Raw genomic sequence first — 25,674 nt, 5'->3', positions numbered from 1 at the left:
GCCATGCCGATCATCGAAAGCGCGCTTGAAGCGCGCACCGCCCGTTATGACTTCACGCTGCCCGCCGGCGAGCCCTGGCTATACGACATCAAGCGCGGCGAAACGCTGCGTATCGTCGACCTCGAAGGCAATCAGGCCGTCGATACGCTGTTCTATCGCAGCGACGATCCCGCCGAACGCTATAGCGCGCAAGACACCATTCGCGCGCAAGGCAATCTGTACTTGAGCGCGGGCAGCGTGCTGATGTCGAATCTCGGCCGCCCGATGCTCACCATCACCGCCGATACCTGCGGGCGTCACGACACGCTCGGCGGCGCGTGCGCGGCGGAAAGCAACACGGTGCGTTACGCGCTCGACAAGCGCCATATGCACAGCTGCCGCGACAGCTATCTGAACGCGCTCGCGCATTGCACCTGCGGTGCGGCTTCGCAACTGGGCAAGCGCGATCTCGTCAGCAATATCAACTTCTTCATGAACGTGCCGGTCACGCCGCTCGGCAAGCTCACGTTCGAGGACGGCATTTCCGCGCCCGGCAAATACGTGGAAGTGCGCGCCGAAGAAGACGTGACGGTGCTGATCTCGAACTGCCCGCAACTGAACAATCCGTGCAACGGCTATAACCCGACGCCCGTGCGCCTGCTCGTGTGGGAGGCATGATGGCGTTCGACAAAATCCTGATTGCCAATCGCGGCGAGATTGCGTGCCGCGTGATCCGCACGCTCAAGCGGCTCGGCATCGCGTCCGTCGCGGTGTACTCGGAAGCGGACCGTCACGCGATGCATGTCATGCTCGCCGATGAGGCCGTCTGCATCGGCCCGGCACCGGTCGCGCAGAGCTATCTGAACGCCGCCGCCATTCTCGACGCGGCGCGCCAAACCGGCGCGCAGGCCGTGCATCCCGGTTACGGATTTCTTTCGGAGAACGCAGCATTCGCACGCGATTGCGAAGCGGAGGGCATCGCCTTCATCGGTCCGCGCGCGGAGCAGATGACGGCGTTCGGCCTCAAGCACACGGCGCGCGAGATCGCGCGGCAAAACGGCGTGGCATTGCTGCCCGGCACCGGCTTGCTCGCCGACGTGCAGGCCGCGCTCGACGCGGCGTCGTCGCTTGGGTATCCGGTCATGCTCAAGAGCACGGCGGGCGGCGGCGGCATCGGCATGTCGCTGTGCCGCGACGCCGCGCAACTCGACGCGGCATTCGCTTCGGTCGCGCGGCTCGGCCAGAGCAACTTCGCGAATGCGGGCGTGTACCTCGAAAAATTCGTCGAGCACGCGCGCCATATCGAAGTGCAGATTTTCGGCGATGGCAAGGGCGAGGTGATCGCGCTCGGCGAACGCGATTGCTCGGTGCAGCGGCGCAACCAGAAGGTCATCGAGGAAACGCCCGCGCCGGGTCTGAGCGAGGCGGAGCGCAACACGCTGCACGACACCGCCGTGCGTCTCGCACGCGCCGTGCAGTACGCGAATGCGGGCACGGTGGAATTCGTGTTCGACGCGCACGCGCGCGCGTTTTATTTCCTCGAGGTGAATACGCGTTTGCAGGTGGAGCACGGCGTGACCGAACAGGTCTACGGCGTGGATCTCGTCGAGTGGATGATTCGCCAGGCCGAAGGCACACTCGCGCCGCTGCCCGCGCTCGCGCAGTCGCTGAGCGATGGTCCGCGCGGCGCGAGCGTGCAGGTGCGCGTCTACGCCGAAGATCCGAATCGCCAGTTCCAGCCGAGTTCGGGCCTGCTCACGCACGTGAGTTTCCCCGACGATGTGCGCGTGGACACCTGGGTCGACGCGGGCACGGAAGTCAGCGCGTTCTACGATCCGCTGATCGCCAAGATCATCGCGAGCGCTGAGACGCGCGAAGCCGCGCTGGCGACGCTCGCCAATGCGCTCGACCGCACGCAGCTTTACGGCATCGAAACCAATCTCGACTATCTGCGCGCGGTGGTCGGATCGGCGACCTTTGCGGCGGGCGAGCAGACCACGGCTTTTCTCGGCCGTTTCGTGTTCGCGCCGCACACCATCGACGTGCTCGACGGCGGCGTGCAGACGACCGTGCAGCAGACGCCGGGGCGTCTGGGTTACTGGGACGTGGGCGTGCCGCCCTCGGGCCCGATGGACGACCGCTCGTTCACGCTCGCCAACGCGCTGCTCGGCAACGCAGCGGACGCGGCGGGCCTCGAATTCACGATGGTCGGCGCGACGCTGCGCTTCAACTGCGAGACGCTGTTCGTGCTCGGCGGCGCGCCGCTCGCGGCGGCGCTCGACGGCGTGGCGGTGCCGTTCTGGCAAGTCGTGCGCGCACGTGCGGGCAGCGTGCTCAAGCTCGGCGGCGTGACGGGCGCGGGCGTGCGCGCGTGCCTCGCGGTGCGCGGCGGCTTGCAGGTGCCCGATTATCTCGGCAGCAAGGCCACGTTTACGCTCGGCCAGTTCGGCGGCCACGCGGGTCGCGCATTGCGCAAGGGCGACGTGCTGCATCTCGCGCCGGGCGCGGGCAAGGGCGAGGCGGGCGCGACGCTGCCGACCGGGCGCGTGCCCGAACTCACGCATGAATGGGAACTCGCGGTGCTCGACGGCCCGCACGGCGCGCCCGATTTCCTCACGCGCGACGACATCGCCATGCTCTACGAGGCGCGCTGGACCGTGCACTACAACTCGAGCCGTACGGGCGTGCGTCTGATCGGCCCGAAGCCGCAATGGGCGCGCACGGACGGCGGCGAAGCGGGCCTGCATCCGTCGAATATCCACGACAACGCCTACGCGATCGGCGCGGTCGATTTCACGGGCGACATGCCCGTGATTCTCGGTCCCGATGGCCCGAGTCTCGGTGGCTTCGTCTGCCCGGTGACGGTGATCGGCGAGGAGTTGTGGAAGCTCGGCCAGTTGCGTCCCGGCGATACGGTGCGCTTCGTCCCCGCGAAGGCGAACGCGACGCACGAGTGCGTGCTTTATCGCAGCGAAAATACCGACGATGAAAGCGCCGATGAAAAAAGCGTGGCCGTGGTCTACCGCCGTTCGGGCGACCGCAATCTGCTGATCGAATACGGGCCGCCCGTGCTCGACCTCAAGCTGCGTTTTCGCGTGCATGCGTTGATGAACTGGCTCGCGGAACATCGCCTGCCCGGCATCGTCGATCTCACGCCGGGCATCCGTTCGCTTCAGGTGCATTTCGATCCCGACACGCTCGCGCTCGACGCGCTGCTCGCGCATCTCAAGCTCGCCGAAACGCAACTGCCCGCCGTCGATGCGATGCGCGTGCCGAACCGCATCGTGCATCTGCCGCTGTCCTGGGACGATCCGTCGACGCGCGTGGCGATCGAGCGCTACATGCAGAGCGTGCGGCCCGATGCGCCCTGGTGTCCGAGCAATATCGAGTTCATTCGCCGCATCAACGGTCTCGGCAGCATCGACGACGTGAAGCGCATTCTGTTCGACGCGCGCTATCTCGTGCTCGGTCTCGGCGATGTCTATCTCGGCGCGCCGGTCGCGACGCCCGTCGATCCGCGCCATCGGCTCGTCACCACGAAGTACAACCCGGCGCGCACGTGGACGCCTGAAAACGCCGTCGGCATCGGCGGCGCGTATCTGTGCGTGTACGGCATGGAAGGCCCCGGCGGTTATCAGTTCGTCGGCCGCACGGTGCAGATGTGGAATCGCTATCGCACCACGAAGGAGTTCGAAGCGGGCAAGCCGTGGCTGCTGCGATTCTTCGACGAGATCCGCTTCTACGAAGTCAGCGAAAGCGAACTCGCGCAATGGCGCAGCGAATTCATCGCGGGACGGCGCAGCTTGCGTATCGAAGAATCGGTGTTCGACCTCGGTGAATACGAGCGATTCCTGCGCGACGAAGCCGAATCGATTGCCGCGTTCAAGTCCACGCAACAAGCCTCTTTCGAAGCGGAACGCGAGCGCTGGCGCGAGGCGGGCCAGGCCGAATACGTGGGCGAGCCGGGCGCGGATAGCGGCGCGAACGCGCAATCGCTGAGCGACCTCGACGACGATTGCCGCGCGATCGGCGCCGACGTGTCGGGCAGCGTGTGGAAGCTGCTCGTCGCGGAAGGCGACGCTGTGGAGGAAGGCCAGGACGTGGCGATCCTCGAATCGATGAAGATGGAAGTGACGGTGGCCGCGCCCGCGAGCGGCGTGATTGAAGCGCTCGCCTGTCATGAAGGCGACGCCGTGACCGCGGGCCAGCGCTTGATGGCGATCCGCGTGAGCGCAACGACAACCGACACGACGACCAGCCCGAGCGGCGAGGAGGCCGCATGCCAATGAATCTGCTTTCCACGACCCCGGACACGTCCGATACGGCGCATACGCCGATGACGATCGCCGCCTTGCGCGCGCGTTATCTCGATGGCAGCCTCACGCCCGCGCAACTCGTCGAGCGGATCGCGGCGCATACGTCGGGCGACGATCCGCATCGCATCTGGATTCGCGCGCTCACACGCGACGAGATGATGCGTTACGCCGATGCGCTCGCGGGCCGCGATCCGGCCACGCTGCCGCTCTACGGCATTCCGTTCGCGATCAAGGACAACATCGATCTCGCGGGCGTGCCGACCACGGCGGCGTGTCCCGACTACGCGTATCAGCCTGAAACAAGCGCGCCTGTGGTCGAGCGCCTGATCGCGGCGGGTGCGATTCCGATCGGCAAGACCAATCTCGATCAGTTCGCCACGGGCTTGTCGGGTCAGCGTTCGCCGCATGGCGCGTGCCGCAATGCGCTCGATCCCGAGTATGCGTCGGGCGGGTCGAGCTCAGGCTCGGCGGTGTCGGTGGCGATGGGGCTCGCCGCGTTCTCGCTCGGCACCGATACGGCCGGTTCGGGCCGCGTGCCGGCGGCGTTTCATGGGCTCGTCGGGCTCAAGCCGACCAAGGGCGTGCTCAGCACGCTCGGCGTGGTGCCCGCGTGCCGCTCGCTCGATTGCGTCTCGATCTTCGCGCACACGGCCGATGACGCGCAACGCGTGTTCGAGAGCGCGCACGGCGTGGCCGAGGACGATCCGTATGCGCGCGAATGGCAAGGCGATGTGGTGAGCGCGCAAGCTGCGTTGAAGGGTTTGCGTCTGGGCGTGCCGCGCGCTTCGCAACTGGAGTTCTATGGCGATGCGTCGTATGCGCAAGCCTTCGACGCCGCGCTGGCAGCACTGCGCGCGGCGGGCGCGCAACTCGTTGAGATCGACTTCGAGCCGTTTCTCGCGACGGCGCGTCTGCTGTACGAAGGGCCGTTCGTCGCTGAACGGCTGGCCGCGATTCGTCCGTTCTATGAAGCGAATCCCGATGCGCTGCATCCGGTCACGCGCGCGATCATCGGCGGCGCGACGCGCTGGAGCGCGGCCGATGCGTTCGCCGCGCAAGACACGCTCGCCGCGCTGCGCATGCAGGCCGAACGCGTGTGGCCCGATCTCGATGCCATCGTCACGCCGACTTCGCCGACCACGTCCACGGTGGCGGAACTCGAAGCCGATCCCATCGGCGTGAACGCGCGCTTCGGCTATTACACGAACTTCGTGAATCTGCTCGACCTGTCCGCGCTCGCAGTGCCTGCTGGCACGTGCGAAAGCGGGCCGCACGCGGGCAAGCCGTTCGGCATCACCTTCGTCGCACGCGCGCACGAAGACGCGAAGCTGCTCGATATCGCGCGTGCGTGGCTGGGCGAAGCGGCATCGAACACGAAGGCCGCTTCCGCCGCGCCCGCAACGGTGCGCGTGGCTGTAGTGGGCGCGCATCTGGGCGGCGAACCGCTGAACGCACAGTTGACATCGCGCGATGCGAAACTCGTTGCCGCGACTACGACATCGAAAAATTATCGCCTCTACGCGCTGCCGAAGGCCGCTTCGCAAGGCATCGAAAAACCGGGTCTCGTGCGCGTGGCGCAAGACGGCCATGCGATCGAAGTCGAGGTCTGGGAGATGCCCGTCGAGCACTACGGTTCGTTCGTCGCGCTGATCCCGTCACCGCTCGGCATCGGCACGCTCGAACTGGCGGATGGTGCCTTCGTACAGGGCTTTTTGTGCGAAGGCCTGGCACTCGAAGGCGCTGAAGATATCAGCGCGCTTGGCGGCTGGCGCGCTTATCGGCGCGCGGCGATGCAGGCGGCCTGAACGCGCTTTACGTCTATCGACAACGACATGATTCAACCGAACACACGCTGCACTTTTACACCTGGAGAACCGCAATGAAGACCAAGCACTTCACGTTCGCACGCATCGCGTCGGGGCTCGCGCTCGCGGCGGGCCTTTTCGCCGCCGGTGCGCAAGCCGCGAACGCCGCGCCGCTGCGCATCGGCTATAGCGACTGGCCGGGCTGGGTGGCCTGGCAGGTCGCCATCGACAAGGGCTGGCTCAAGGAAGCGGGCCTCGACGTCAAGTTCGACTGGTTCGACTACGCCGCGTCGATGGACGCGTTCGCGGCCAACAAGCTCGACGCCGTGCTCGTGACCAACGGCGACGCGCTCACGATGGGCGCGAACGGCGCGAAGAACGTGATGGCGCTCATCACCGATTATTCGAACGGCAACGACATGGTCATCGCCAAGCCGCCCGCGCGCAAGATGCAGGACCTCAAGGGCAAGAAGATCGGCGTGGAGTTCGGCGTGGTCGATCACCTGCTGCTGCTCGACGCGCTGCAACGCGCGGGCATGAAGGAAACCGACGTGACGCTCGTGAACGCGAAGACGACCGAGACGCCGCAAGTGCTCGCGTCGTCGGATGTCGCGGCCATTGCAGCCTGGCAGCCGAACGCGGGCGAGGCGCAGCGTGCGGTGCCGGGCGCGCGTCCGGTGTTCACGTCCGCCGATGAACCGGGCCTGATCTATGACGTGCTCGCCGTGAATCCCGTGAGCCTCGCCGCGCACAAGGCCGATTACGCGAAGCTCGCGAAGGTCTGGTATCGCGTGGTGCATTACATCGAAGATCCGGCCACGCAGGGCGACGCCGTGAAGATCATGTCGGCGCGCGTGGGTCTCACGCCCGCGCAATATCTGCCGCTGCTCAAGGGCACCAGGCTGCTCACGCTGCCGGAAGCGCAACAGGCTTACGTGAATGCCGATGGCTTCAAGTCGCTGTACGGTTCGAGCCGCGCCGCCGATGCGTTCAACGTGAAGTATCAGGTCTACAAGGCGCCGCAGGACGTGAGCGCCTATGTCGATCCGTCGCTCACGAGCAGCTTGAAGTAAGCGTATCGGCGTGTAACGCGCCCGCCCCCACCAGCAGGAGAAACTCATGGCAGAGATCAGCCAGACCGGAGTGTTTGCAGTGCGCCGCGAGCTGACGCCGCGCGGCAAATGGATGTTGGGCCTCGGCTCGTTTCTGCTGCCGCTGCTGGTGTGGTGCGTGGTGAGTTACGTGCCGTTCGTCTGGCATCCGCAGATGTTGATTACGCAGCCCGGCAGCGTGGATTATTTCCAGCCGGGCATGCGTGTCGACAAGGCGATATTCGCCGACGAACTGGCGCACGCACGCGAGGCGCACACGGCGCTGCCAACCGGCGTCGCCGCCAATCCTGTGTATCTGCCCGCGCCGCATGAAGTGCTGCGCGCGTTCTATACCGCGTTCACGACGCCGCCCGCTTCGGTGGACGGCGTGTGGCTGCATCAGAGCCTGTGGCACAGCATCCAGATCATTTTCTGGGGCTTTCTCGTTTCGTCGTTGATCGGCGTGCCGGTCGGCATCGTGTGCGGCACCTATAGCGTGCTCGCGCGCTTGCAGGAACCGTTCTTCGAATTCTTCCGCTATTTGCCCGCGCCCGCATTCGGCGCGCTGATGGTGGCCGTGCTCGGCATTTACGACGCGCCGAAGATCGCCATCATCGTGATCGGCACGCTGTTCCAGCAGGTGCTGATCATCGCGAACACCACGCGCAAGCTCGAATTCGGCCTGCTCGAAGCGGCCATGACGCTCGGCACCTCGCGCCTGAAGCTGCTCACGCACGTGGTGGTGCCGGGCATTCTGCCGGACCTGTATCGCGACCAGCGGATTCTGCTCGGCTGGGCGTGGACTTATCTGATCGTGGCGGAACTCGTCGGCACGAGTTCGGGCATCACGTGGTACATCACGCAGCAGGCGCGTTACCAGCATTTCGACAACGTCTATGCCGCGATCATGATGATCGGCATCATCGGCCTGGGCACCGATATCGTGCTCGGCTTTCTCGGACGCAAGCTGTTTCCGTGGGATCGCACGCTGAAGGCCTGATTTTCAGGGCTAAAAGCTTCGTTTGTCGTTTGTCGTTTGCGCACGCATCACGCTTTCACATCACAGGACGCCGCCATGTTCAATCCGCAGCCCGTTCCCGACTATCTCCTCCAGTCCGAGGCCGTGCGCGAGCGCTTCGCGCGCCTCAAAGCCCGCGAGCCGATTCTCGAAGTGCGCAATCTCACCAAGCGCTTTTCGACGCCGCAAGGCGAGCATACGGCGCTGTCCAACGTCAGCTTCACCACGCACCGGCGCGAATTCGTCTGCGTGATCGGGCCGTCGGGCTGCGGAAAGTCCACGCTGATCCGCATGCTCGCGGGCCTCGAAACGCAGACCTCGGGCGAAGTGCGCGTGAACGGCAAGGCCGTGCGCGGACCCGGCGCCGATCGCGGCATGGTGTTTCAGGGCTACACGTTGTTTCCGTGGCTCACGGTGAAGAAGAACGTGATGTTCGGACTCCGTATGAACGGGCAGGGCGCGGCGCAGGCCGAGCGCGAAGCGCTGCAATGGCTCGATCTGGTGGGGCTGGAGAAGTTCGCCAATGCGTATCCGCATCAGCTTTCGGGCGGCATGAAGCAGCGTGTGGCGATTGCGCGCGCGCTCGCCAACCGCCCCGGCATTCTGCTGATGGACGAGCCGTTCGGCGCGCTCGACGCGCAGACGCGCGCCAAAATGCAGGCGCATCTGCTCGATATCTGGCGCAATGTCGACATCACGATTTTCTTCATCACGCACGATCTCGACGAAGCGATCTTCCTCGCCGACCGCATTCTGGTGCTCAAGGCGAATCCCGGCGAAGTGCAGGAGCTGATCGAAGTGCCGGTGCCGCGTCCGCGCAGCTATGCGCAGTTCAACTCGCCGGAATTTCTCGCGACGCGCGCGCGGCTCGACGCGCTGATTCATCCGCCCGCGCAAGCCGAATCCGACGACGACGCGAGCGTGAAGCCGCACATGATCCGTCTCACCGATATTCACGACTCGGTTGAATAACCGAGTCGGGCGATGACCGACGCCGGAATGTTTTCCGGCGTCACCACGACCACCGACGACGAAGACGACACGGCCGACACCGGCAGCAGCTTGTGGAAGGCCATGACGTGATGGCAGGCCGAGCGCAGGTCCTGGCGCAATTCGTGATGCAGGACAGCGTGAATCTGGCCCTCGCGCAGCAGACGCACGTTGTCGCGGTCGAGATCGTGGCCGACGAAGCAGACGGGCCGCGCTTGCCGCTGCGCGAGCGCGCGCAGGATCGCGGGATTGCCGCCGCCCATCGAATAGACGGCGGCGATCTCGCCGTGCTGAGCGAGCGCCGCGTGCACGCGTGCTTCGGTGGGCGCGTCGAGTCCGTGGCCGCCGCTCGCATCGACGATGCTCAGATGCGGATAGCGCGCGTGCAGCGCGTGACGGAAGCTGATTTCGCGCTCCTCTTCGCCGCGAAAACGTTCGTCGCTCATCGTGACGAGCACGCGGCCCGGCTGCGCGCGCGTCCACTGTCCGATCAGATACGCGGCCGTCGCGCCCGCCACGCGATTGTCCAGACCCGCATAAGCCACGCGGCCCGAGTCCGGCAGATCGGTGAATAGCGTGATGACCGGAATGCCGCGCTGTTGCAGATCGCCGATGGCGGTGGCAATGGCGGGCACGTTGCGCGCCTTGAGCAGCACGCCGTGGCTGCCGCGCCGCGCGATGGCTTCGAGCGTCGCCACAAGTTCGCCGGTGCCGATCGTCTCGCGCAGATCGAAACGCGGCCGGAACACGGCGGGTTGCAGACCGGGCAATTCGGCATCGAGCGCGTCGCGGATTTCGTGCGCGAAACGCGACGGCGCTTCCACCACCACATCGACGACGAGCTTGCGGCCCGTGCGAGCCATCTGCAATTGCTGATCTTCAAGCTCGCGAATGGCCTGCTCGACGCGCCGCCGCGTGTGTTCGCGCACGTGCGCGCGCCCGTTGAGCACGCGGTCGACGGTTGCCGGGCCCACGCCGGCTTGAAGCGCGATCTCCTTGACCAGAAAGCGGTGCGCCACGAACCTCACCTCGGCCTTGATGGTTTTTTGATGGATTCATGATAGCCCAGCGCCGCTGCGAGCCGCTATGCTGGATTTCAGCACGATAAAAACCGCAGGAGACGCGATGAATCATCGAGGCATCGAAATGGCCGAGGCCGCGCGCGCGGCGAGCGCGTACACGGAGCAGGCGTGTTCGCTGGAGGACTTTGCCGCGCTGATCGAGCAAGCGCCGCAAGGCGCGAACGCGACGCGCCACGCGAGCGAGATTCAGCAGAAGATTCCGCTTTACGATTGCGCCGCGCTGGCAGAAATTCTTGCCGATCCGGACCGCCGCGCCGCGCTGCTGGCGGAGTGGGCGAGCGTGCTCGACGAGGGCGCGGGCGTCTTCGTGCTGCGCGGCGCGTATGCCGACCTTGAGCCCGTCGACGCCGCGACCGCCGTGTTCGAATCCATCATCGCCAGCGAACGCGCACAGGGCGGTGGCGCGGGCGATCACTTCGCGAAGGCGGGCGCGAACGACCGCATCTGGAACGCGCAGGAAAAACTCTGCGTGCGCGCGCCCGACGTATTCGCTCGCTATTTCGCCAATCCGATGCTCGCGGCGGCCGCCGAAGCGTGGCTCGGTCCGTGCTATCAGATGACTTCGCAGGTCAACGTCGTGCGGCCCGGCGGCGAGGCGCAGCGCGCGCATCGCGACTATCACCTCGGCTTTCTGAGCGTGGACGCGGCGCAGCGCTATCCCGCGCATGTCCATCGCATGTCGGCGTATCTCACGTTACAGGGCGCGGTCGCGCACAGCGACATGCCGGTCGAAAGCGGGCCGACCAAACTGCTGCCGTTTTCGCAGCGTTATGCGCCCGGTTACGTCGCGTGGCGGCGCGAGGATTTTCGCGCGTATTTCGAGGCGCATTGCGTGCAATTGCCGCTCGCGAAAGGCGACGCGCTGTTTTTCAATCCGGCGCTCTTTCACGCGGCGGGCGCAAACCATACCGCCGACGTGCAGCGCATGGCGAATCTGTTGCAGGTGTCGTCGCCGTTCGGGCGCGCGATGGAAACCTTGAACCGGCGGCGCATGAGCGAGGCGGTGTTTCCGGTGTTGCGCGAGGCGCGCGCGAGCGGCGCGTTGTCGTCGGCGGAAATCGAAGCGGTGATTGCGTCGTGCGCCGAGGGCTATCCGTTTCCCACCGATCTCGACCGCGATCCGCCTTTGGGCGGACTCGCGCCGCCGAGCCAGCAGGCGATCGTCCGACAGGCACTTCAGGAAAACTGGACCGATGCCGCGCTTCATGACGCATTGCGCGCTTACGACGCGAAACGCGGCGCATCAGAGCAATAACGCGTCAACGAAACGCCCGCATCTGCGCCGTCATCAATTGCAGCATCTTGTTCGCGGCGACCGAGAGCTTGCGGCCCACGCGCGTGACCAGATGCGCTTCGGCGTTCTCCAGAATCGGATGCGCGATATCGATCGCGTAGAGTTCCTTCGCCTGCAATTCGGCGGCCACCGCGAATGACGGCATCACCGCGATACCCAGACCCGAGCGCACGAATTCCTTCAGGATGGCGAACGAATTGGTGGTGACGGTGGGCGCGAGCTTGACGCGTTCCGCGTACTCCACGGCTTCGAGCATTTGCCGCGTGCCATAGGACGGATGCGTGGCGGCCAGCGGATACGCCGTGAGCTGCTGCACCGTCAACACCTTGTGCGTGCGGCGCGGAAACGCCGGGCCGACGATCGCCATCATCGGCTGCCGCTTCGAGGCGCGCGAGACGAGCTTGGGCTCGGTCGGCGGATTGTAGACGAGGCCGATCTCGCCTTCGTCGTTCGAAATCTTGCGGATCACGTCGTTCGTGCCGCCCACGTCGAGATTCACGCGGATGCCCGGAAACTGGCGGCAGAACTGCTGCATCGGCCCGGCGAGCACGTCGGAGACGAAGCCTTCGCCGAGCACCACGTTCACTTGCCCCGTCTTCATGCCGCGCAATTCTTCGAGCCGCGAGAGCAGGTCGTCGCGGTGCGCGAGCTGCTCGCGGAAATATTCGATCACGCAGCGCCCGGCCTCGGTGGGCGTGACGCCGCGCGCGTGGCGCTCGATCAGCGCGGCGTCGAGTTCCTGTTCCAGCAGGCCGATCTGGCGGCTCACGGCGGACGGCGCAACGTCCAGCCAGTCGGCGGCCGCGCGGATCGTGCCGCAGCGCACGGCCTCGTAAAAATAGACGATTCGGCTGTCGGTCAGGGTGTCGCTCATCGTCGTGCCTGGAGTGAGGTGTCGGCGGAGTGTTCTAAAAATTAGAACAAATTCAATATTGGATGAGATTGATTATACGGCTCGTGTCGCCGAACATGAGATCAATCGAGCGCTGGCGGGCCTTTGCCGCCGGGCAAACCAAGGGTTTTTCTGGAGACGCGCATGAAAACGGTAGGCGTGATTGGTCTGGGTAATATGGGCCGCGGCATGGCCGGTTCGCTGCAACGCGGCGGCTTCGACGTGCTGGGTTACGACGCGGCGCCGGGCGTCGCGGCCGCGCTGGCGGAGCAAGGCGTGGTGAGCGCGCGCGAATCGATCGCCGATATTGCCCGCGACGCCGACGTGCTGCTGCTCTCGCTGCCCACTTCGGCCATCGTCGAACAAGTGGTGCTCGGCGCAGACGGCGTGCTCGCGAATGCGCGCCCCGGCACGATCGTGATCGACACGACGACGGCCGACCCGGACAGCACGCGCCGCGTGGCGGCCGAATTGGCCGGGCGCGAGATCGGCTTCATCGACGGCCCCGTGAGCGGCGGCCCGAAGGGCGCGGCCACCGCGACCATGACGATGGTGCTCGGCGGCGCGGACGCGCATATCGAAGCCGTCACGCCGATCCTCGAAACCATCAGCGCGAAGCGCGTGCACGTCGGGCCGGTCGGCGCGGGTCACGTGACCAAGCTGCTCAACAACCTGCTGACGGGCGTGCATCTGCTGGTCGCGAGCGAAGCTGTGCGCACGGCGCGCGCGGCGGGCGTCGATCCCGAGAAGCTCGTCGACGCGCTCAACGGCGGCTCGGGCCGCAACAGCGCGACGCTCACGAACTACCCGACGTGGATTTTCAACGGCGCGTTCGATTCCGGCTTCACGATGAAGCTCATGCGCAAGGACGTGCGCCTCGCGATGGCGCTGCTCGACAAGATGGACAGCCATGCGCCGATCGCGCGCGAAGCGGGCCGCCTGTGGGCCGAAAGCGCGGCGTCGATCGGCGACGCGGAGGATTTCAACCGCATCGTCGAATTCGTCGAAACGGTCGCGCAGGACTGAGCGCGCCGCATCGTTACTACGTACCTACTTCAGCACGGAATCACGCACATGACCCAGCACGCAGACCTCTTGCTCGCCGCGTTCGCGCACTTCTTCCCCGGCGCGACGACGCTCGGCTCGTATATCGACGGTGAACTGGTCGAAGGCCAGGGCGAACCGGTTCAGCTTTACGATGCGGCCACCGGCCTCGCCTCGCTCGCGTATCGCGACGCGGGCGCGGCGCTGGTCGATCACGCCGCGTCGAGCGCGCGCCGCGCGCAGCGCGAATGGTGGGCGCTCACGCACATGGCGCGCGGACGCGTGATGCACGACGTCGCGCGTGCGATCCGCGCCCAGGTGGAACCGATGGCGCGGCTCGAATCGCTGGGCTCGGGCAAGCCGATCCGCGATTGCCGCGGCGAAGTCGCCAAGGTCGCGGAGATGTTCGAGTACTACGCAGGCTGGACCGACAAGTTCTACGGCAGCGTGATTCCGGTGCCGACTTCGCACCTCAACTACACGCGCCGCGAACCGGCGGGCGTGGTGCTGCAGATCACGCCCTGGAACGCGCCCGTGTTCACCTGCGGCTGGCAGGTCGCGCCCGCTATCGCGATGGGTAACGGCGTGCTGCTCAAGCCCTCGGAACTGACGCCGTTCACCTCGCTCGCGCTCGCAAGCATCGCCGAGCAGGCGGGTCTGCCGCGCGGTCTCGTGAACGTGCTGGCGGGCTTCGGCCACACGGTCGGCCAGGCGGCCATCGCGCATCGCACGGTCAGCAAGGTCGTGTTCGTCGGCTCGCCCGCGACTGGCGCGCGTATCGCCGAAGCGGCCGCGCGCCGCGTGGTGCCCTGCGTGCTCGAACTGGGCGGCAAATCGGCGAATATCGTGTTCGCGGATGCGGACCTCAAGCGCGCCGCGCTCACCGCGCAGGCCGCGATCTTCGCGGGCGCGGGCCAGAGCTGCGTGGCGGGCTCGCGTCTGCTGGTGCAGCGCGCCGTGTATGACGAATTCGTCGCGATGGTGGCGTCGGGCGCGAAGCAGATCCGCGTGGGCGCGCCGCTCGACGACGCGACCGAAGTCGGCCCGATCAATAATCGCAAGCAATACGATCACGTGATGTCGATGATCGCGCGCGGCGTGGCGGACGGCGCGACGCTCGCAGCCGGTTCGGCCGAGCGCGGCGACGGCGGCTATTTCGTCGCGCCGACCGTGCTGGCGGGCGTGACGAACGACATGGACGTGGCGCGCACGGAGATTTTCGGGCCGGTGGTCGCGGCGATTCCGTTCGACACCGAGGAAGAAGCCGTGGCGATCGCCAACGACACCGACTTCGGTCTCGCGGGCGCGGCCTGGACGACCGACGTGGCGCGCGCGCATCGCGTGGCCGCGCAGGTCAACGCGGGCACCTTCTGGGTGAACGGCTACAAGACGATCAACGTGGCGTCGCCGTTCGGCGGCTACGGCCTGAGCGGTTATGGCCGTTCGAGCGGCGTCGAGGCGCTGTACGAGTACACGCAGACCAAGAGCGTCTGGGTCGAGACGGCCGAGGCGCCGCCGACCGCATTCGGCTATCTGTAATACGGTTGCGTGAGCGGCCTGGACGAAGGAGACTGAGATGGAGCACACCATGGGGATCGAACGGCAACACGCCGGTGGCAGCGGCACGGCCAAGGTCATGCTGTACGCGGCGGGCATTCTGCTGATCGCGGAAGCAATCGGCTCGTTCACGTTCAAGATCGGGCCCGGCAAGGTCGTGCTGCTGCCGATGATCTGGGCGCTGCTGCTGGGCGCGGCGCTCGGGCTTGCGAGCGAGCGCTGGAAAAGCGCCGCGCGTCTCGACACGTCGAATCAGTTTCTCGCGGCGGCCATTCTGCAACCGGCGCTGCTGCTGTTCGTCTCGAAGCTCGGGCTGATGGTCGGCAGCGCGCTGCCGAAGCTCGCGGCGGCGGGCTGGGCGCTCGCGTTCCAGGAGTTCGGGCATTTCGTCGGCACGATTCTGCTCGGTCTGCCGCTCGCGCTGCTGCTGGGCATCAAGCGCGAAGCGATCGGCGCGACCTTCTCGGTGGGCCGCGAGCCGAGCCTTGCGATCATCGGCGAGAAGTACGGCATGGATTCCGCCGAAGGGCGCGGCGTGCTGGCCGAATACCTGACCGGCACCGTGTTCGGCGCGGTGTTCATCGCGATCTTCGCGGGCTTCATCGCGAGCCTCGGCATCTTCGATCCGCTCGCGATGGCGATGGGTTCGGGCGTCGGCTCGGGCAGCATGATGGCGGCGGCGTCGGGCGCGATCGCCGCGCAGCAGGACGCCGAAACCGCGAAGTCGGTGCTCGCGTTCGCGGCGGCCAGCAATCTGATCACGACCACCATCGGCACCTATTTCACGCTGTTCATCTCGCTGCCGCTCGCCGTCTGGGGCTATCGCGTGCTCGAACCGCTGATCGGGCGCACCACGAAGGCCTCGACGCAGGACGACACGTCGCGTCCGTCGCTCGGCGACGTGCAGACCGAAGCGCCCGTGCTCGGCTACCGCGGCAAGCTGCTCGCGTGGGTCGTGACCGCCGCGATGGCGCTCGTCTGCGACTGGATGGCCCACGGCACCACGCCGCTGGTCGGGCTGCCCGGCATCGCGATCATGGTGGGCGCGACGATCGTCGGCGAGGCGCTGGCGCGCGCGACCGGCAGCAAGATTCCGGCCGTCTGCTGGGTCTCGGTGGTGGCGATGTTCCTGACCTCGCCGTGGTGCCCGTGGGGTTCGCAGATCGCCGCGCTCAGCTCGCACAACGACTTCCTCGGCGTGACGACCCCGATGCTTGCCTTCGCGGGCCTTTCGATCGCCAAGGACATTCCGGCGTTCCGCCGTCTCGGCTGGCGCATCGTGCTGGTGTCGTTCGTCGCCAACGCGGGGACGTTCATCGGCGCGACGCTCGTCGCCCAGCTTTTCCACATCTGATCTCACGCGCTTGCGCGCCCGCGCCGCCCTTATGCGGCGGCGGGCGCGCGGCGCTTTCTACCGCATTCCTTCCGCATGAAACTGATCGATTCCATTCAGGCGAACGCTGGTGCGCTCCAGGCGATCCGCCGCGATATTCACGCTCATCCCGAGATCGGCTACGACGTGCAGCGCACCGCCGCGCTGGTGGCCGAGCGGCTTGAACAATGGGGCTTCGCGGTCACGCGCGAAGTCGGCAAGACGGGCGTGGTGGGCACGCTCACGCGCGGCACGAGCGGCCGCGCCATCGGCCTGCGCGCCGACATGGACGCGCTGCCGGTGCAGGAGGCGAACACCTTCGCGCACCGCTCGACCGTGGCGGGCGCGATGCACGCGTGCGGCCACGACGGCCACACGGCGATGCTGCTCGGCGCGGCGCAGCACCTGGCCGCGCACGGCGCATTCGACGGCACCGTGAACGTGATTTTCCAGCCCGCCGAAGAGGCGGGCGGCGGCGCGCGCGCGATGATCGACGACGGCCTGTTCGAGCGCTTTCCGTGCGATGCCGTGTTCGGACTGCACAACTGGCCCGGCATTCCCGAGGGCGATTTCGCGGTGCGTCCGGGCGCGCTGATGGCGTCGACGAGCCTCTTTCGCATCACGCTGCGCGGCGCGGGCTGCCACGCGGCGATGCCGCATCTGGGCCGCGATCCCGTGTTCGCGGCGGGGCAGGTGCTGAGCGCATTGCAGGGTATCGTCACGCGCAACCGCAATCCGATCGACGGCGCGGTGCTGTCCGTCACGCAGATTCACGCGGGCGAGGCGCTCAACGTAGTGCCGACCGACGCGTGGCTCGGCGGCACCGTGCGCACGTTCTCCGACGAGACGCTCGATCTGATCGAGCGGCGCATGAAGGCCGTGGTGGCGGCGACCGCATCGGCATTCGACTGCGAGAGCGAGGTCGATTTCGAACGCCAGTATCCGGCGACGATCAACGATCCCGCGCAGACCGCGCTGGCGGTCGAGGTGATGCGCGAACTGGTCGGCGACGATCACGTGAACGCCACCGCCGAACCGACGATGGCCGCCGAGGACTTCTCGTTCATGCTGCGCGCGAAGCCGGGCTGCTATGCGTTCATCGGCAATGGCAGCGGCGATCATCGCGCGGTGGGGCATGGCGCGGGTCCGTGCCTGCTGCACAACGCGAGTTACGACTTCAACGATGCGCTGCTGCCGGTGGGTGCGAGTTATTTCGTGAGGCTGGTCGAGCGGTTTCTTGGTTGAAGTTGGCGTTGCTTGACGTGCGCGCCGCTTACGGTGCGGCCGCGCACGCTCGCGGAACTGGCGCAGCATCGTTGCGTGCGCCACCGCTTTCCGACCACGGGCAAGTTGCAGCCGTGAACGCGGGCTTCGGTATCGGCGGCTCGCTCGTCGCCGCGAGCACACGATCGCGCCCGGTCAGTTTTCGATTCTCTGGCCGTCGAACCGGCAGTGGATGCCGAAGCTGCGCGTGTTCGTCGATTTCATGTGCGAGCACCTGTTCCGCGAGGCGTGATTCACGCGCTCACGCCTCGCGATCCGAGACGAGCGCCCAGCGTTCGTGATCGCGCCAGACGCCGCCGATGCGCAGATAGCGCGGCGAAAACCCCTCCTTGCTGAAGCCTACGCGCCGCACCAGTGCAATCGGCGCCACGTTTTCAGGCTGAATGTTCGCTTCGAGCCGATGCAGGCCGAGGTCGTCGAAGGCGTGCGCCACGGCGGCGCGCAGCGCCTCGGTCATCAAGCCCCGGCGCGCGAAACGCGCCATGCCGTAGTAGCCCAGATACGCGCTCTGAAACACCCCGGCGACGATCTCGTTGAGATTGATGACGCCGACAATCCCGCCGCTCGCCGATTCGCGCGCGATCAGGCTCACGTTCGGGCCGCTCAGGCCGCGCCCGAACCAGGCGTCGAAACCCGCCTGATCCGTGAAGGACGCGACCCACGGCAGATGATGCGCCTGGCTTTCGAGATTCGCGGCGATCAGGTCGGGCGCGTCGGCGCGCGTGACGCGATTGAGCAGTATGGCGTTCATGGCAATCCGGGCAATGGACGGAATAAGGGGCGCGGTAATGACCGCAGTAATGACCGCACTTATGACAGCAGTAAGCAGCGGGGGAGCGAAAGATAGCAAATTCACCCAGCGTTCAATAAAAAATCGCACATAAATCGGCAATGCGGTGTCAATTGCGGGCCTTCTCGGCGCAATCCAAATTGCATAAAAAATGAGTGTGGGTGAATTGGAGCCGGTATTCGAACCGACGAGTACCGTCAGCTATGCGATTCGATTTGCATGGCTTGAGCCCCATGGGCCCGAACAGACGGCCACGCGCTATGGGTTTTCTCTAGAGTTGAAGGATCGCCGGTCATCCGTGACCGGCGATGCCGCGCCGAAGTCCGGCGCAACTTCAACCCAAGGAAAATTAGATGAGCACGACTTATCACCACGAACTCGCTGCGGAGTTCAAGCTTGCCGACGTCAACCTGGGCGATGTCCACGCGCCGTTAGCACTCAAACGCACGATTCATCCCGAATCGATTCGCGACAACCTGCCGGCCGGTCAGGGCGGCATTGGTTTTCTCTTTCACGCCACCGACTGGGAGACGCTTTCATTCTCATTCCACAACGTCAAGACGCGCAATGAGGCGTTCGAGGAGGAGTTGTGGCGTACGCCGCCTTTCATTGCATCGCCGATCTATTCGGGATCGCAGATGATCGGCGCGAACATCGCGTGTCCGGTGCCGCTGGAAATGTGGCTCGGCAGTCCGCGCGGCATCAAGCGCTTTCGCGAGACACAATTTTTTCCGGCGCTCGAACTGGCGCGGCGCGCGGGCCTGAACATGGTGGCGATGGGCGCGTCTACGCCGTATGCGTGCAATTACGGCGCGCTGCCGCGTCCGATCAAGCCGCCGCATATCACCACCGGTCACGCGGCCACGGCGGCGATGCTCAAGGAGTGGGCCATGCACTGCTGCAATGAAGTCGGGCTCGATTTCGGCAAGACGCGGCTCGCGCTGTTCGGCGCCGCCGGACGACTGGGCACGACGGTCGCGCGCTACGCGACCTACAAGGATGCGCCGAAGGAACTCATCCTGATCGACCTGCCCGACAAGGTGAATCTGCTGCACGAGCAAGCGAAGGAATTGCTGGCGGCGGATCTGCTCGGCAAGACGCGCGTCTCGGTGCATACGTTCAGCCCCGACACACCGCTGCCACATTTCGATGGCGCCATTCTCGCGAGCAGCACCAGCGTGCCGTATTTGACGGCGGCCGATCTCAAGCGCGCGCAGTTCTGGATTGACGATTCGCATCCGCGCGCGGCGAGCGTTGAAGCGGAACTCGCTTCGCGTGGCCATACGCTATATATTGAGTGCTTTGCTCGTGGCCCTGTTGGGCTCGACACGGCATTCCCGTTCCGGCTGCCGTCCACTCGCGACTGCTATACCTGTTTCGCCGAAGGTTATGCCGCGTGGCAAGAGGGGATTGCGTCCGATTTCATTATCGGCAGTCCGCCTGTGTGGTCCGTATCCTATACGCATGGATTGGTAAAGAAATACGGTTTTTCAGTCGGTCCATTTCACGGCAAGAACGGTTTGCCGATTGAAATGGAAATGCGCCATGACGGTAAGCCGGAACTGGTAGGACCATAACGATTAACGGAGGCCCAATCGTGATGTCGCGCGAGCGCATGGGGGAGATGCTGGAACGTAGCCGGCTGGCTATCCGATGGGGAGGCATATTGGGCCTCCTGTGCCACCCCATCTATTACGTGGTCTGGACCTATGTCCTGCCGCAGCCCTACGATAATCTCACCCTGCGTCTAAGCGCGGCGCTCGTTTGCGTGCCGCTGATCTTCCAGGCGTACTGGCCGCGCCGCTTCAATCACTATTTGCTGCTCTACTGGCACGCCTGCCTGATTTACGTTCTGCCGTTCGTCTGCACGTTTCTGGCTATCCGTAATGGATTTTCGACGATGTGGATGATGACGGAAGTCATGATGATTTTTATCATGGCGCTCTGCATCGACAGTCCGCTTTTACTGATGGCCTGTATTGGCGTGGGCGTGGCAACCAGTTCGGTGGCGGCATTCGTCACGTCGCCGGTGCCTATCGTGTTGAGCACGGCCAATCAATCCGATCTCGCATTGCTGCCCGTGGTGATGTTGTGCAGCATGGCATTTAGCCATGCAATCAGCATTGGGCGGATTTTCGTTGAAAAGAATCGCGTATTGCAGGCGCTCGCGGGATCTATTGCGCATGAAATGCGTAATCCGCTGAGCCAGTTGAAACACGTGCTCGAAAACGTCGAGGAAAATCTGCCCGCCGCCACCGAGCCGAATCGTCCGGCGGTGCTTTCGCATGACAAGGCGGCGTCGCTGTACCGGCATCTCGCGCAGGGCAAAACCTCGATCGAGCGCGGCCTGCGCATCATCGCCATGACGCTCGACGAAGTGAGCGCCAAGCCCATTTGCTCGGACCGGCTCGCGTATCTGAGCGCGGCCGCCACCACGCGCAAGGCGCTCGACGAATACGGTTTCGACGACGACGACGAACGCGGCAAAGTCAAACTGCTCGTGCGCGAAGATTTCACCTTCAAGGTCGACGAAACGGTTTATCTGTTCATTCTGTTCAACCTCATGAAAAACGCGCTGCATCATATGGCGGCGCGCGCTTCGTCCACGTTGACGCTCACGGTCGAGCGGCAAAGCATCACCGTGCGCGACACGGGTTCCGGCATGGCGCCCGAGATGCTCGCGCATTTGTTCGAGCCGTTTCGCACGTCGGGTAATGCGGCGGGAACGGGGCTCGGTCTCGCGTATTGTCAGCGCGCGATGCAGGCATTCGGCGGCACGATCGCGTGCCGTTCCGAAGTCGGGCAATTCACGGAATTCGCGCTGAGTTTTCCGGCGATTCCCGATCGGGAAGTGGCCGAATACGAGCGCGAAATACTCGATCGCGCACGGCCTGTTTTTGAAGGCAAGCGCATTCTGCTCGTCGACGAAGACGTGTATCAGCGTGCGAAAACGCGCCGCGTGCTCGCGGGCATGGGCGCGCTCGTCAGCGAGGCCGATAACGGTCAACTCGCGCTGGCCATGCTGCGCGAGCGCGGCGGCGAGCGTGACGACCTCGTGCTGATCGACGTGAACATGCCGGTGCTGGACGGCTATGCGGTCACGGAGCGCATTCGCGCGTCGAATATCCCGGCGATCCAGAACATCCTCGTCGCGGGGTTTGCGCCGCAACCGGGCGGCGTGGCGCAGGTGCTCGCGCGCCGCGCCGGCATGGACGTCCTGCTCGGCAGGTCGGGCAGCGTGCTGGAGTTGATCGGCGCGCTGCAAGCGCTGTTCGAGAGCGGCGACCGGCGCGTGGCGCGCCACGGCGTCGAGCGGCTGTCGGGCAAGTCGATTCTCGTCGCCGACGACGACACCTATAGCCGCTCGATCGCGAAGGCCTGGCTGGAACGCAGCGGCGCGCACGTGATCGAGGCCGAGCACGGCCTCGCGGTGCTGGACCACTTGCGCGCGGGCGCGGTGATCGACGCCATCGTGATGGACATGAACATGCCCGGCATGGGCGGCCCCGACACCACGGCGGCGATCCGCGCGCGCGCCGACGCCTATGCGAACGTGCCGATCATCGCGCTCACCGGGCAGTCCGACATGGAGGCGATTCGCGAATGCCTGAGCGTGGGCATGGACGACGTGCTGGTGAAACCGGTTCAGGCGGCGGTGCTCTGCGCGTCGGTATCCACGCAGATTGCTCGGCTTGGCGCGAAGACCGCGCCTGTGGCGGAGTCGCGCGATCGCGCGCAACCGGGCGGGCGCGAACTGCTCGACGAAATGCAACTGGGCGAATTGACGGCACTCGGCTTGATCGACCAGACCTTTCTCGACGGCGTGGCGCAGATTCGCGTGCTCGTCGACGAACTCGTGCGCAGGGCGCGCTCGATGGAGTCCGAGCCCGCGCATACGGCGCTGCACCGGCTGCTGGGCGTGAGCGGCAATATCGGCGCGAAATCGCTGCATACGTTTGGGCGCACGATCTATCCGCGTATCGTCGACGGCCAATGGCCGCTGGAGCCCGACTGGATCGAGCAGATCGCGGCGCTCGGCAAACGCTCGGCGGACGCGCTGGAAACCTATTTCGAATCGGTCTCGCCGATGCGCGAATTCGACCGCGCGTCGAACGCGTGAAATGGATTGTTTGCTAACTTCATCAACGAATCGCGTGCTCCTCGTTTGACCACTCGTGTTCCTTGACTTCGATTTAGATGACGACTAGCATCTAAACAACGTCGAATCACGGAGCAGGGCGCATCATGAGGAAATCGAGGGCCGAAACCGCCGAAACGCGCCAGCGTATCGTGGCGGTCGCCGCCGAAGCATTCCGGGCAAATGGCATTCACGCCACCGGTGTCGCCGACGTGATGGGCGCAGCGGGCCTGTCCCACGGCGGCTTCTACCGCCATTTCGACTCGAAGGATCAACTGGTCGCGGAGGCTTGCGGGGCGGGCCTGAGCGGCATTGTCGAGACGCTGGCGGCCGCCGCGCAAGGGCGCGCAGGCGCGGACGGATTCAAGGCCGTGGTCGAGGCCTATTTGTCGACCGGCCATCGCGACGCGCCGGAGCGCGGCTGCCCGCTCGCGGGCATGGGCAGCGAACTGGCCCGCGCCGACGACGCGACGCGCGACGTGGCTGCGCGAGGCTTCAACGAACTTGTCGATCTGCTCGCCAGCCGTAGCGACGGCGAGGAAGCACAAGCGGACCGCTCGCGCGCGCTGTTTGCATTCTCGGCGATGGTGGGCGGCTTGACGCTCTCGCGCATGATCGCGGACCCGGACGCTTCCGCGTTGCTGCTCGACACCCTCAAACAGCAGCTTGAAACGATTTGAACAAGCGGGGCGCACGTCGCCTCGTTTTTTTCGGCTTTACGTGTGCATATGCACTGTTAAGGATAACGGATCGATTGTCGATTCGTCGGAGTCACTCAAACTGGAGAGTCATCATGGAAAAGCGTAAATACCTGATTACCGGCGCAACCGGCAAAACCGGCGTGTACACGGTCAATAATCTGCTGGCGGCGGGCCACGAAGTTCGCGCAATGGTCCACGGCGAGGATGCGCGCAGCGCCGCGCTGCGTGAAGCCGGCGCCGAAGTCGTGGTGGGCGATCTGCTCGATCACGACGACCTGATTCGCGTGACGGATGGCGTGTCGGGCGCGTATCTCTGCTATCCCGTGCGTCCCGGTTTCATTCAGGGCACCGCCTACTTCGCGGATGCCGCACGCCGCGCCGGTCTCGATGTCGTCGTGGAAATGTCGCAGATTTCCGCGCGCGAAAACGCCAAAAGCCACGCCGCGCGCGATCACTGGATTGCCGAGCGCGTGCTCGACTGGTCGGGCGTGCCGACGGTCCATATTCGCCCGACCTTCTTCTCGGAATGGCTGATTTTCCCGTGGGTGCGCGACACCATCGTCAGGGACGGCCAGATCACGCTGCCGTATGGCGAAGGGCGTCACGCGCCGATCGCGGCGGAGGATCAGGCGCGATTTATCACGGCGGTGCTCACGCAACCGTCTGATCATATCGGCAAGGCCTACGAGCTGTGCGGGCCGGTGGAACTCGATCATCACGAGATTGCGCAGAAGATCAGCGAGGTGATCGGCCGGGAGATCGTCTATCGCCCCGGCACGCTGGAGGCATATCGTGCGCATCTGCAACGCTACGATCTGCCGGAGTTTGCTATCCAGCATTTCCTCGAAGTCGCCGTCGATTATCGCAATGGTGTGTTTAAAGGCACCGATCACATTATCGAGACCGTGACCGGCAAGGCGCCGCAAACCGTCGAAGACTTCGTGCGCGCCAATAGTCAGCTTTTTTCGCGTTGATGTGGGTGGATTCGCATTGGTGTGTGCTGGTACGTGATATTCGCCCGCTTGTTGCCGAGCGGGCGTCAGCACGGTTTCTCCGCCTTATATCGTTCACGCGAAAGTCAAATTACCGTCATGGCGCGCTCGCGGCCCTTGTCTACACGAGGCTTCACGCCTGTTTGCATTCCATATATTGGGGAAAATCCCAAACCGCATAACGCGTCCACACGGATTTAACAAAGTTAGAATGAAATCTCTAGGCCGCGAAAATAACGGCGGGAACGCGGCCCGAGGTGCGTACGAGAAGTAAATGCGATGTGTGCGCGAGCGTACACAACGATGACGGCGAAGCAGAGGAGGCGGACATGGAGCAATCCTGGATCGGGCTGGTTATCGGGGCAATCCTGCTGGCGATGGTGGCGATGTCCACGCGGGCGCACTATCGCCGCGAACGCCGTCGCGCCGAGCTGCTGCGCAATCTGGATCACCATGACTGGTGTCGCTGGACGCGCGCGCGTCGTTAGTGATCCTGATCGAGATGCGGGTTCAACGACTCGCAGAAAACGGGGGCATCGTGGGCTACGACTTCGCAGAAAAAGATCTGGCGCACATTCAGAACATTCTCGGCCATCTGGAGCATACGGCCGGGAACGACCGCGCGGCGGCGGTCGGAGCGGTGATCAGCCTGGAGTACTGGCGCGCGCGCGTGCGCACCTTGCTGGCCTTGCCGCTGTTGCCGATACACATCGAGAAACAGGCGAAAGCGCTGCTCGCACGCCTCGATCGGCTGGAGAATTCGCGGCGTTGCGCGGCTCGCGCCTGAATCGCCCGACGGGCGCAAGCAGGAATCGAAATTGCTGCATGTCGACGATGCGCTGGTCAGGCGCAACCCTGTTTTCGCCCGCTGGATGGTGTGGACCATGTTGCGCAACTACGAGTATCAAGGCTACACGTTCGAAGTGTCCGTCGAGTCCGACGTCATGATCGGGGCGGTCCGCCATGCACCGGAGCGCGCAGGCTATGTGGCGGTCGTCACTATTTCCTGGCGAGGCCAGGTGGTCTCGGTGTTTTCGCCGCTGAGATTCGGCGAGGGCGGCGGGCGCCCGTTTGCCAGCGATGTCGATGCGCTGATGGGTGGCTATAGCGCCGCGCGCAAAATCGTCGACGATTTCTTTCTTCACGCCTGATTCCCATCGGGCTCATCACTTTTCATTGGCGCGATTTAAAACACCATAACGCGATTGGCAAACGTTTGCGTTTAACGGGTTTTCGCGCGCGAGAAAAGATTGATTCGCATTCTATGAATCAATCATTGCTATAAATGAAAAAGTCATTCAACGAGTATTCGCTAAACTCGCTGTAAAG

The 25,674-nt window shown here is 64.9% G+C and carries 21 protein-coding genes and 1 pseudogene; 19 read left to right on the top strand and 3 right to left on the bottom strand.

Going from position 1 to position 25,674, the window contains the following annotated elements; translation table 11 throughout:
• The first annotated feature begins 3 nt into the window (after positions 1–3).
• From U4Y88_RS12820 to U4Y88_RS12795, 6 genes are all read left to right on the top strand, one after another.
• A complete protein-coding gene (locus U4Y88_RS12820) occupies positions 4–657 on the top strand; it encodes an urea amidolyase associated protein UAAP2 (protein ID WP_310633959.1) in 654 nt (217 codons plus the stop codon).
• Complete coding sequence (locus tag U4Y88_RS12815) at positions 657–4,268, top strand: 5-oxoprolinase/urea amidolyase family protein (protein WP_321784311.1); 3,612 nt, start codon at positions 657–659, stop codon at positions 4,266–4,268. Before U4Y88_RS12820 ends, U4Y88_RS12815 begins: the two co-directional genes overlap by 1 nt.
• Complete coding sequence (gene atzF / locus U4Y88_RS12810; RefSeq protein WP_321784528.1) at positions 4,265–6,100, top strand: allophanate hydrolase; 1,836 nt, start codon at positions 4,265–4,267, stop codon at positions 6,098–6,100. Before U4Y88_RS12815 ends, atzF begins: the two co-directional genes overlap by 4 nt.
• Before the next feature lie 74 nt (positions 6,101–6,174).
• Positions 6,175–7,173, top strand: a complete 999-nt coding sequence (locus tag U4Y88_RS12805) for an ABC transporter substrate-binding protein (RefSeq protein ID WP_321784309.1) — start codon at positions 6,175–6,177, stop codon at positions 7,171–7,173.
• Positions 7,174–7,219: 46 nt separating this feature from the next.
• Positions 7,220–8,191, top strand: a complete 972-nt coding sequence (locus tag U4Y88_RS12800; protein ID WP_224013563.1) for an ABC transporter permease — start codon at positions 7,220–7,222, stop codon at positions 8,189–8,191.
• A 75-nt stretch (positions 8,192–8,266) separates the two neighbouring features.
• Entirely contained in the window at positions 8,267–9,181 is a 915-nt protein-coding gene (locus U4Y88_RS12795; RefSeq protein ID WP_321784307.1) for an ABC transporter ATP-binding protein, read from the top strand.
• Here U4Y88_RS12795 and U4Y88_RS12790 read toward each other — a convergent pair.
• Positions 9,163–10,218, bottom strand: coding sequence for a LacI family DNA-binding transcriptional regulator (locus U4Y88_RS12790; RefSeq protein ID WP_321784305.1), 1,056 nt, complete (start codon positions 10,216–10,218; stop codon positions 9,163–9,165). The genes U4Y88_RS12795 and U4Y88_RS12790 overlap by 19 nt on opposite strands.
• A gap of 106 nt (positions 10,219–10,324) precedes the next feature.
• On the opposite strand from U4Y88_RS12790, the gene U4Y88_RS12785 reads away from it, so the two are divergent.
• Complete coding sequence (locus tag U4Y88_RS12785; RefSeq protein WP_415774430.1) at positions 10,325–11,536, top strand: phytanoyl-CoA dioxygenase family protein; 1,212 nt, start codon at positions 10,325–10,327, stop codon at positions 11,534–11,536.
• A gap of 4 nt (positions 11,537–11,540) precedes the next feature.
• Here the strand turns inward: U4Y88_RS12785 and U4Y88_RS12780 are convergent, their stop codons facing one another.
• A complete protein-coding gene (locus tag U4Y88_RS12780; protein ID WP_224013560.1) occupies positions 11,541–12,449 on the bottom strand; it encodes a LysR family transcriptional regulator in 909 nt (302 codons plus the stop codon).
• A gap of 162 nt (positions 12,450–12,611) precedes the next feature.
• Here U4Y88_RS12780 and U4Y88_RS12775 point away from each other — a divergent pair, with 162 nt between their 5' ends.
• The 5 genes and pseudogenes from U4Y88_RS12775 to U4Y88_RS12755 all read left to right on the top strand — a co-directional run.
• The gene (locus tag U4Y88_RS12775) at positions 12,612–13,493 is read left to right on the top strand and encodes an NAD(P)-dependent oxidoreductase (RefSeq protein ID WP_224013559.1); all 882 of its coding nucleotides are present in this window, start codon (positions 12,612–12,614) and stop codon (positions 13,491–13,493) included.
• 48 nt (positions 13,494–13,541) lie between these two features.
• A complete protein-coding gene (locus U4Y88_RS12770; protein WP_321784303.1) occupies positions 13,542–15,050 on the top strand; it encodes an aldehyde dehydrogenase family protein in 1,509 nt (502 codons plus the stop codon).
• A 37-nt stretch (positions 15,051–15,087) separates the two neighbouring features.
• A complete protein-coding gene (locus U4Y88_RS12765) occupies positions 15,088–16,422 on the top strand; it encodes a DUF3100 domain-containing protein (RefSeq protein ID WP_321784301.1) in 1,335 nt (444 codons plus the stop codon).
• 75 nt (positions 16,423–16,497) lie between these two features.
• Positions 16,498–17,685 (top strand): M20 aminoacylase family protein, encoded by a 1,188-nt coding sequence (locus tag U4Y88_RS12760; RefSeq protein ID WP_321784299.1) that lies wholly within the window; start codon positions 16,498–16,500, stop codon positions 17,683–17,685.
• 39 nt (positions 17,686–17,724) lie between these two features.
• Positions 17,725–17,956: pseudogene (locus tag U4Y88_RS12755) on the top strand (LysR family transcriptional regulator); the annotation flags it as partial.
• A 9-nt stretch (positions 17,957–17,965) separates the two neighbouring features.
• On the opposite strand, the gene U4Y88_RS12750 reads toward U4Y88_RS12755, so the two are convergent.
• Complete coding sequence (locus tag U4Y88_RS12750) at positions 17,966–18,475, bottom strand: GNAT family protein (protein WP_321784297.1); 510 nt, start codon at positions 18,473–18,475, stop codon at positions 17,966–17,968.
• Between the two features lie 392 nt (positions 18,476–18,867).
• Here U4Y88_RS12750 and U4Y88_RS12745 point away from each other — a divergent pair, with 392 nt between their 5' ends.
• From U4Y88_RS12745 to U4Y88_RS12715, 7 genes are all read left to right on the top strand, one after another.
• Positions 18,868–20,091 carry a hypothetical protein gene (locus U4Y88_RS12745; protein ID WP_224013554.1) on the top strand — a complete coding sequence of 408 codons (1,224 nt, stop codon included), beginning with the start codon at positions 18,868–18,870 and terminating at the stop codon, positions 20,089–20,091.
• A gap of 17 nt (positions 20,092–20,108) precedes the next feature.
• Complete coding sequence (locus U4Y88_RS12740; RefSeq protein WP_321784524.1) at positions 20,109–22,634, top strand: response regulator; 2,526 nt, start codon at positions 20,109–20,111, stop codon at positions 22,632–22,634.
• Positions 22,635–22,759: 125 nt separating this feature from the next.
• Positions 22,760–23,332, top strand: coding sequence for a TetR/AcrR family transcriptional regulator (locus U4Y88_RS12735; RefSeq protein WP_321784295.1), 573 nt, complete (start codon positions 22,760–22,762; stop codon positions 23,330–23,332).
• Between the two features lie 113 nt (positions 23,333–23,445).
• Entirely contained in the window at positions 23,446–24,327 is an 882-nt protein-coding gene (locus U4Y88_RS12730; RefSeq protein WP_321784293.1) for an NAD(P)H-binding protein, read from the top strand.
• Positions 24,328–24,674: 347 nt separating this feature from the next.
• Complete coding sequence (locus U4Y88_RS12725; protein WP_224013551.1) at positions 24,675–24,833, top strand: hypothetical protein; 159 nt, start codon at positions 24,675–24,677, stop codon at positions 24,831–24,833.
• Positions 24,806–25,132 (top strand): hypothetical protein, encoded by a 327-nt coding sequence (locus tag U4Y88_RS12720; RefSeq protein ID WP_224013550.1) that lies wholly within the window; start codon positions 24,806–24,808, stop codon positions 25,130–25,132. The genes U4Y88_RS12725 and U4Y88_RS12720 overlap by 28 nt, the downstream gene beginning before the upstream one ends.
• 31 nt (positions 25,133–25,163) lie before the next feature.
• A complete protein-coding gene (locus tag U4Y88_RS12715) occupies positions 25,164–25,496 on the top strand; it encodes a hypothetical protein (RefSeq protein ID WP_321784291.1) in 333 nt (110 codons plus the stop codon).
• Positions 25,497–25,674 lie beyond the last annotated feature (178 nt).

It is taken from the genome of Paraburkholderia sp. J94 (assembly GCF_905220285.1).
Classification (GTDB): Bacteria; Pseudomonadota; Gammaproteobacteria; order Burkholderiales; family Burkholderiaceae; genus Paraburkholderia; species Paraburkholderia tropica_A.
The sequence above is the reverse complement of the archived record's forward strand: the minus strand, read 5'-3'. Positions and strand labels throughout refer to the sequence as shown.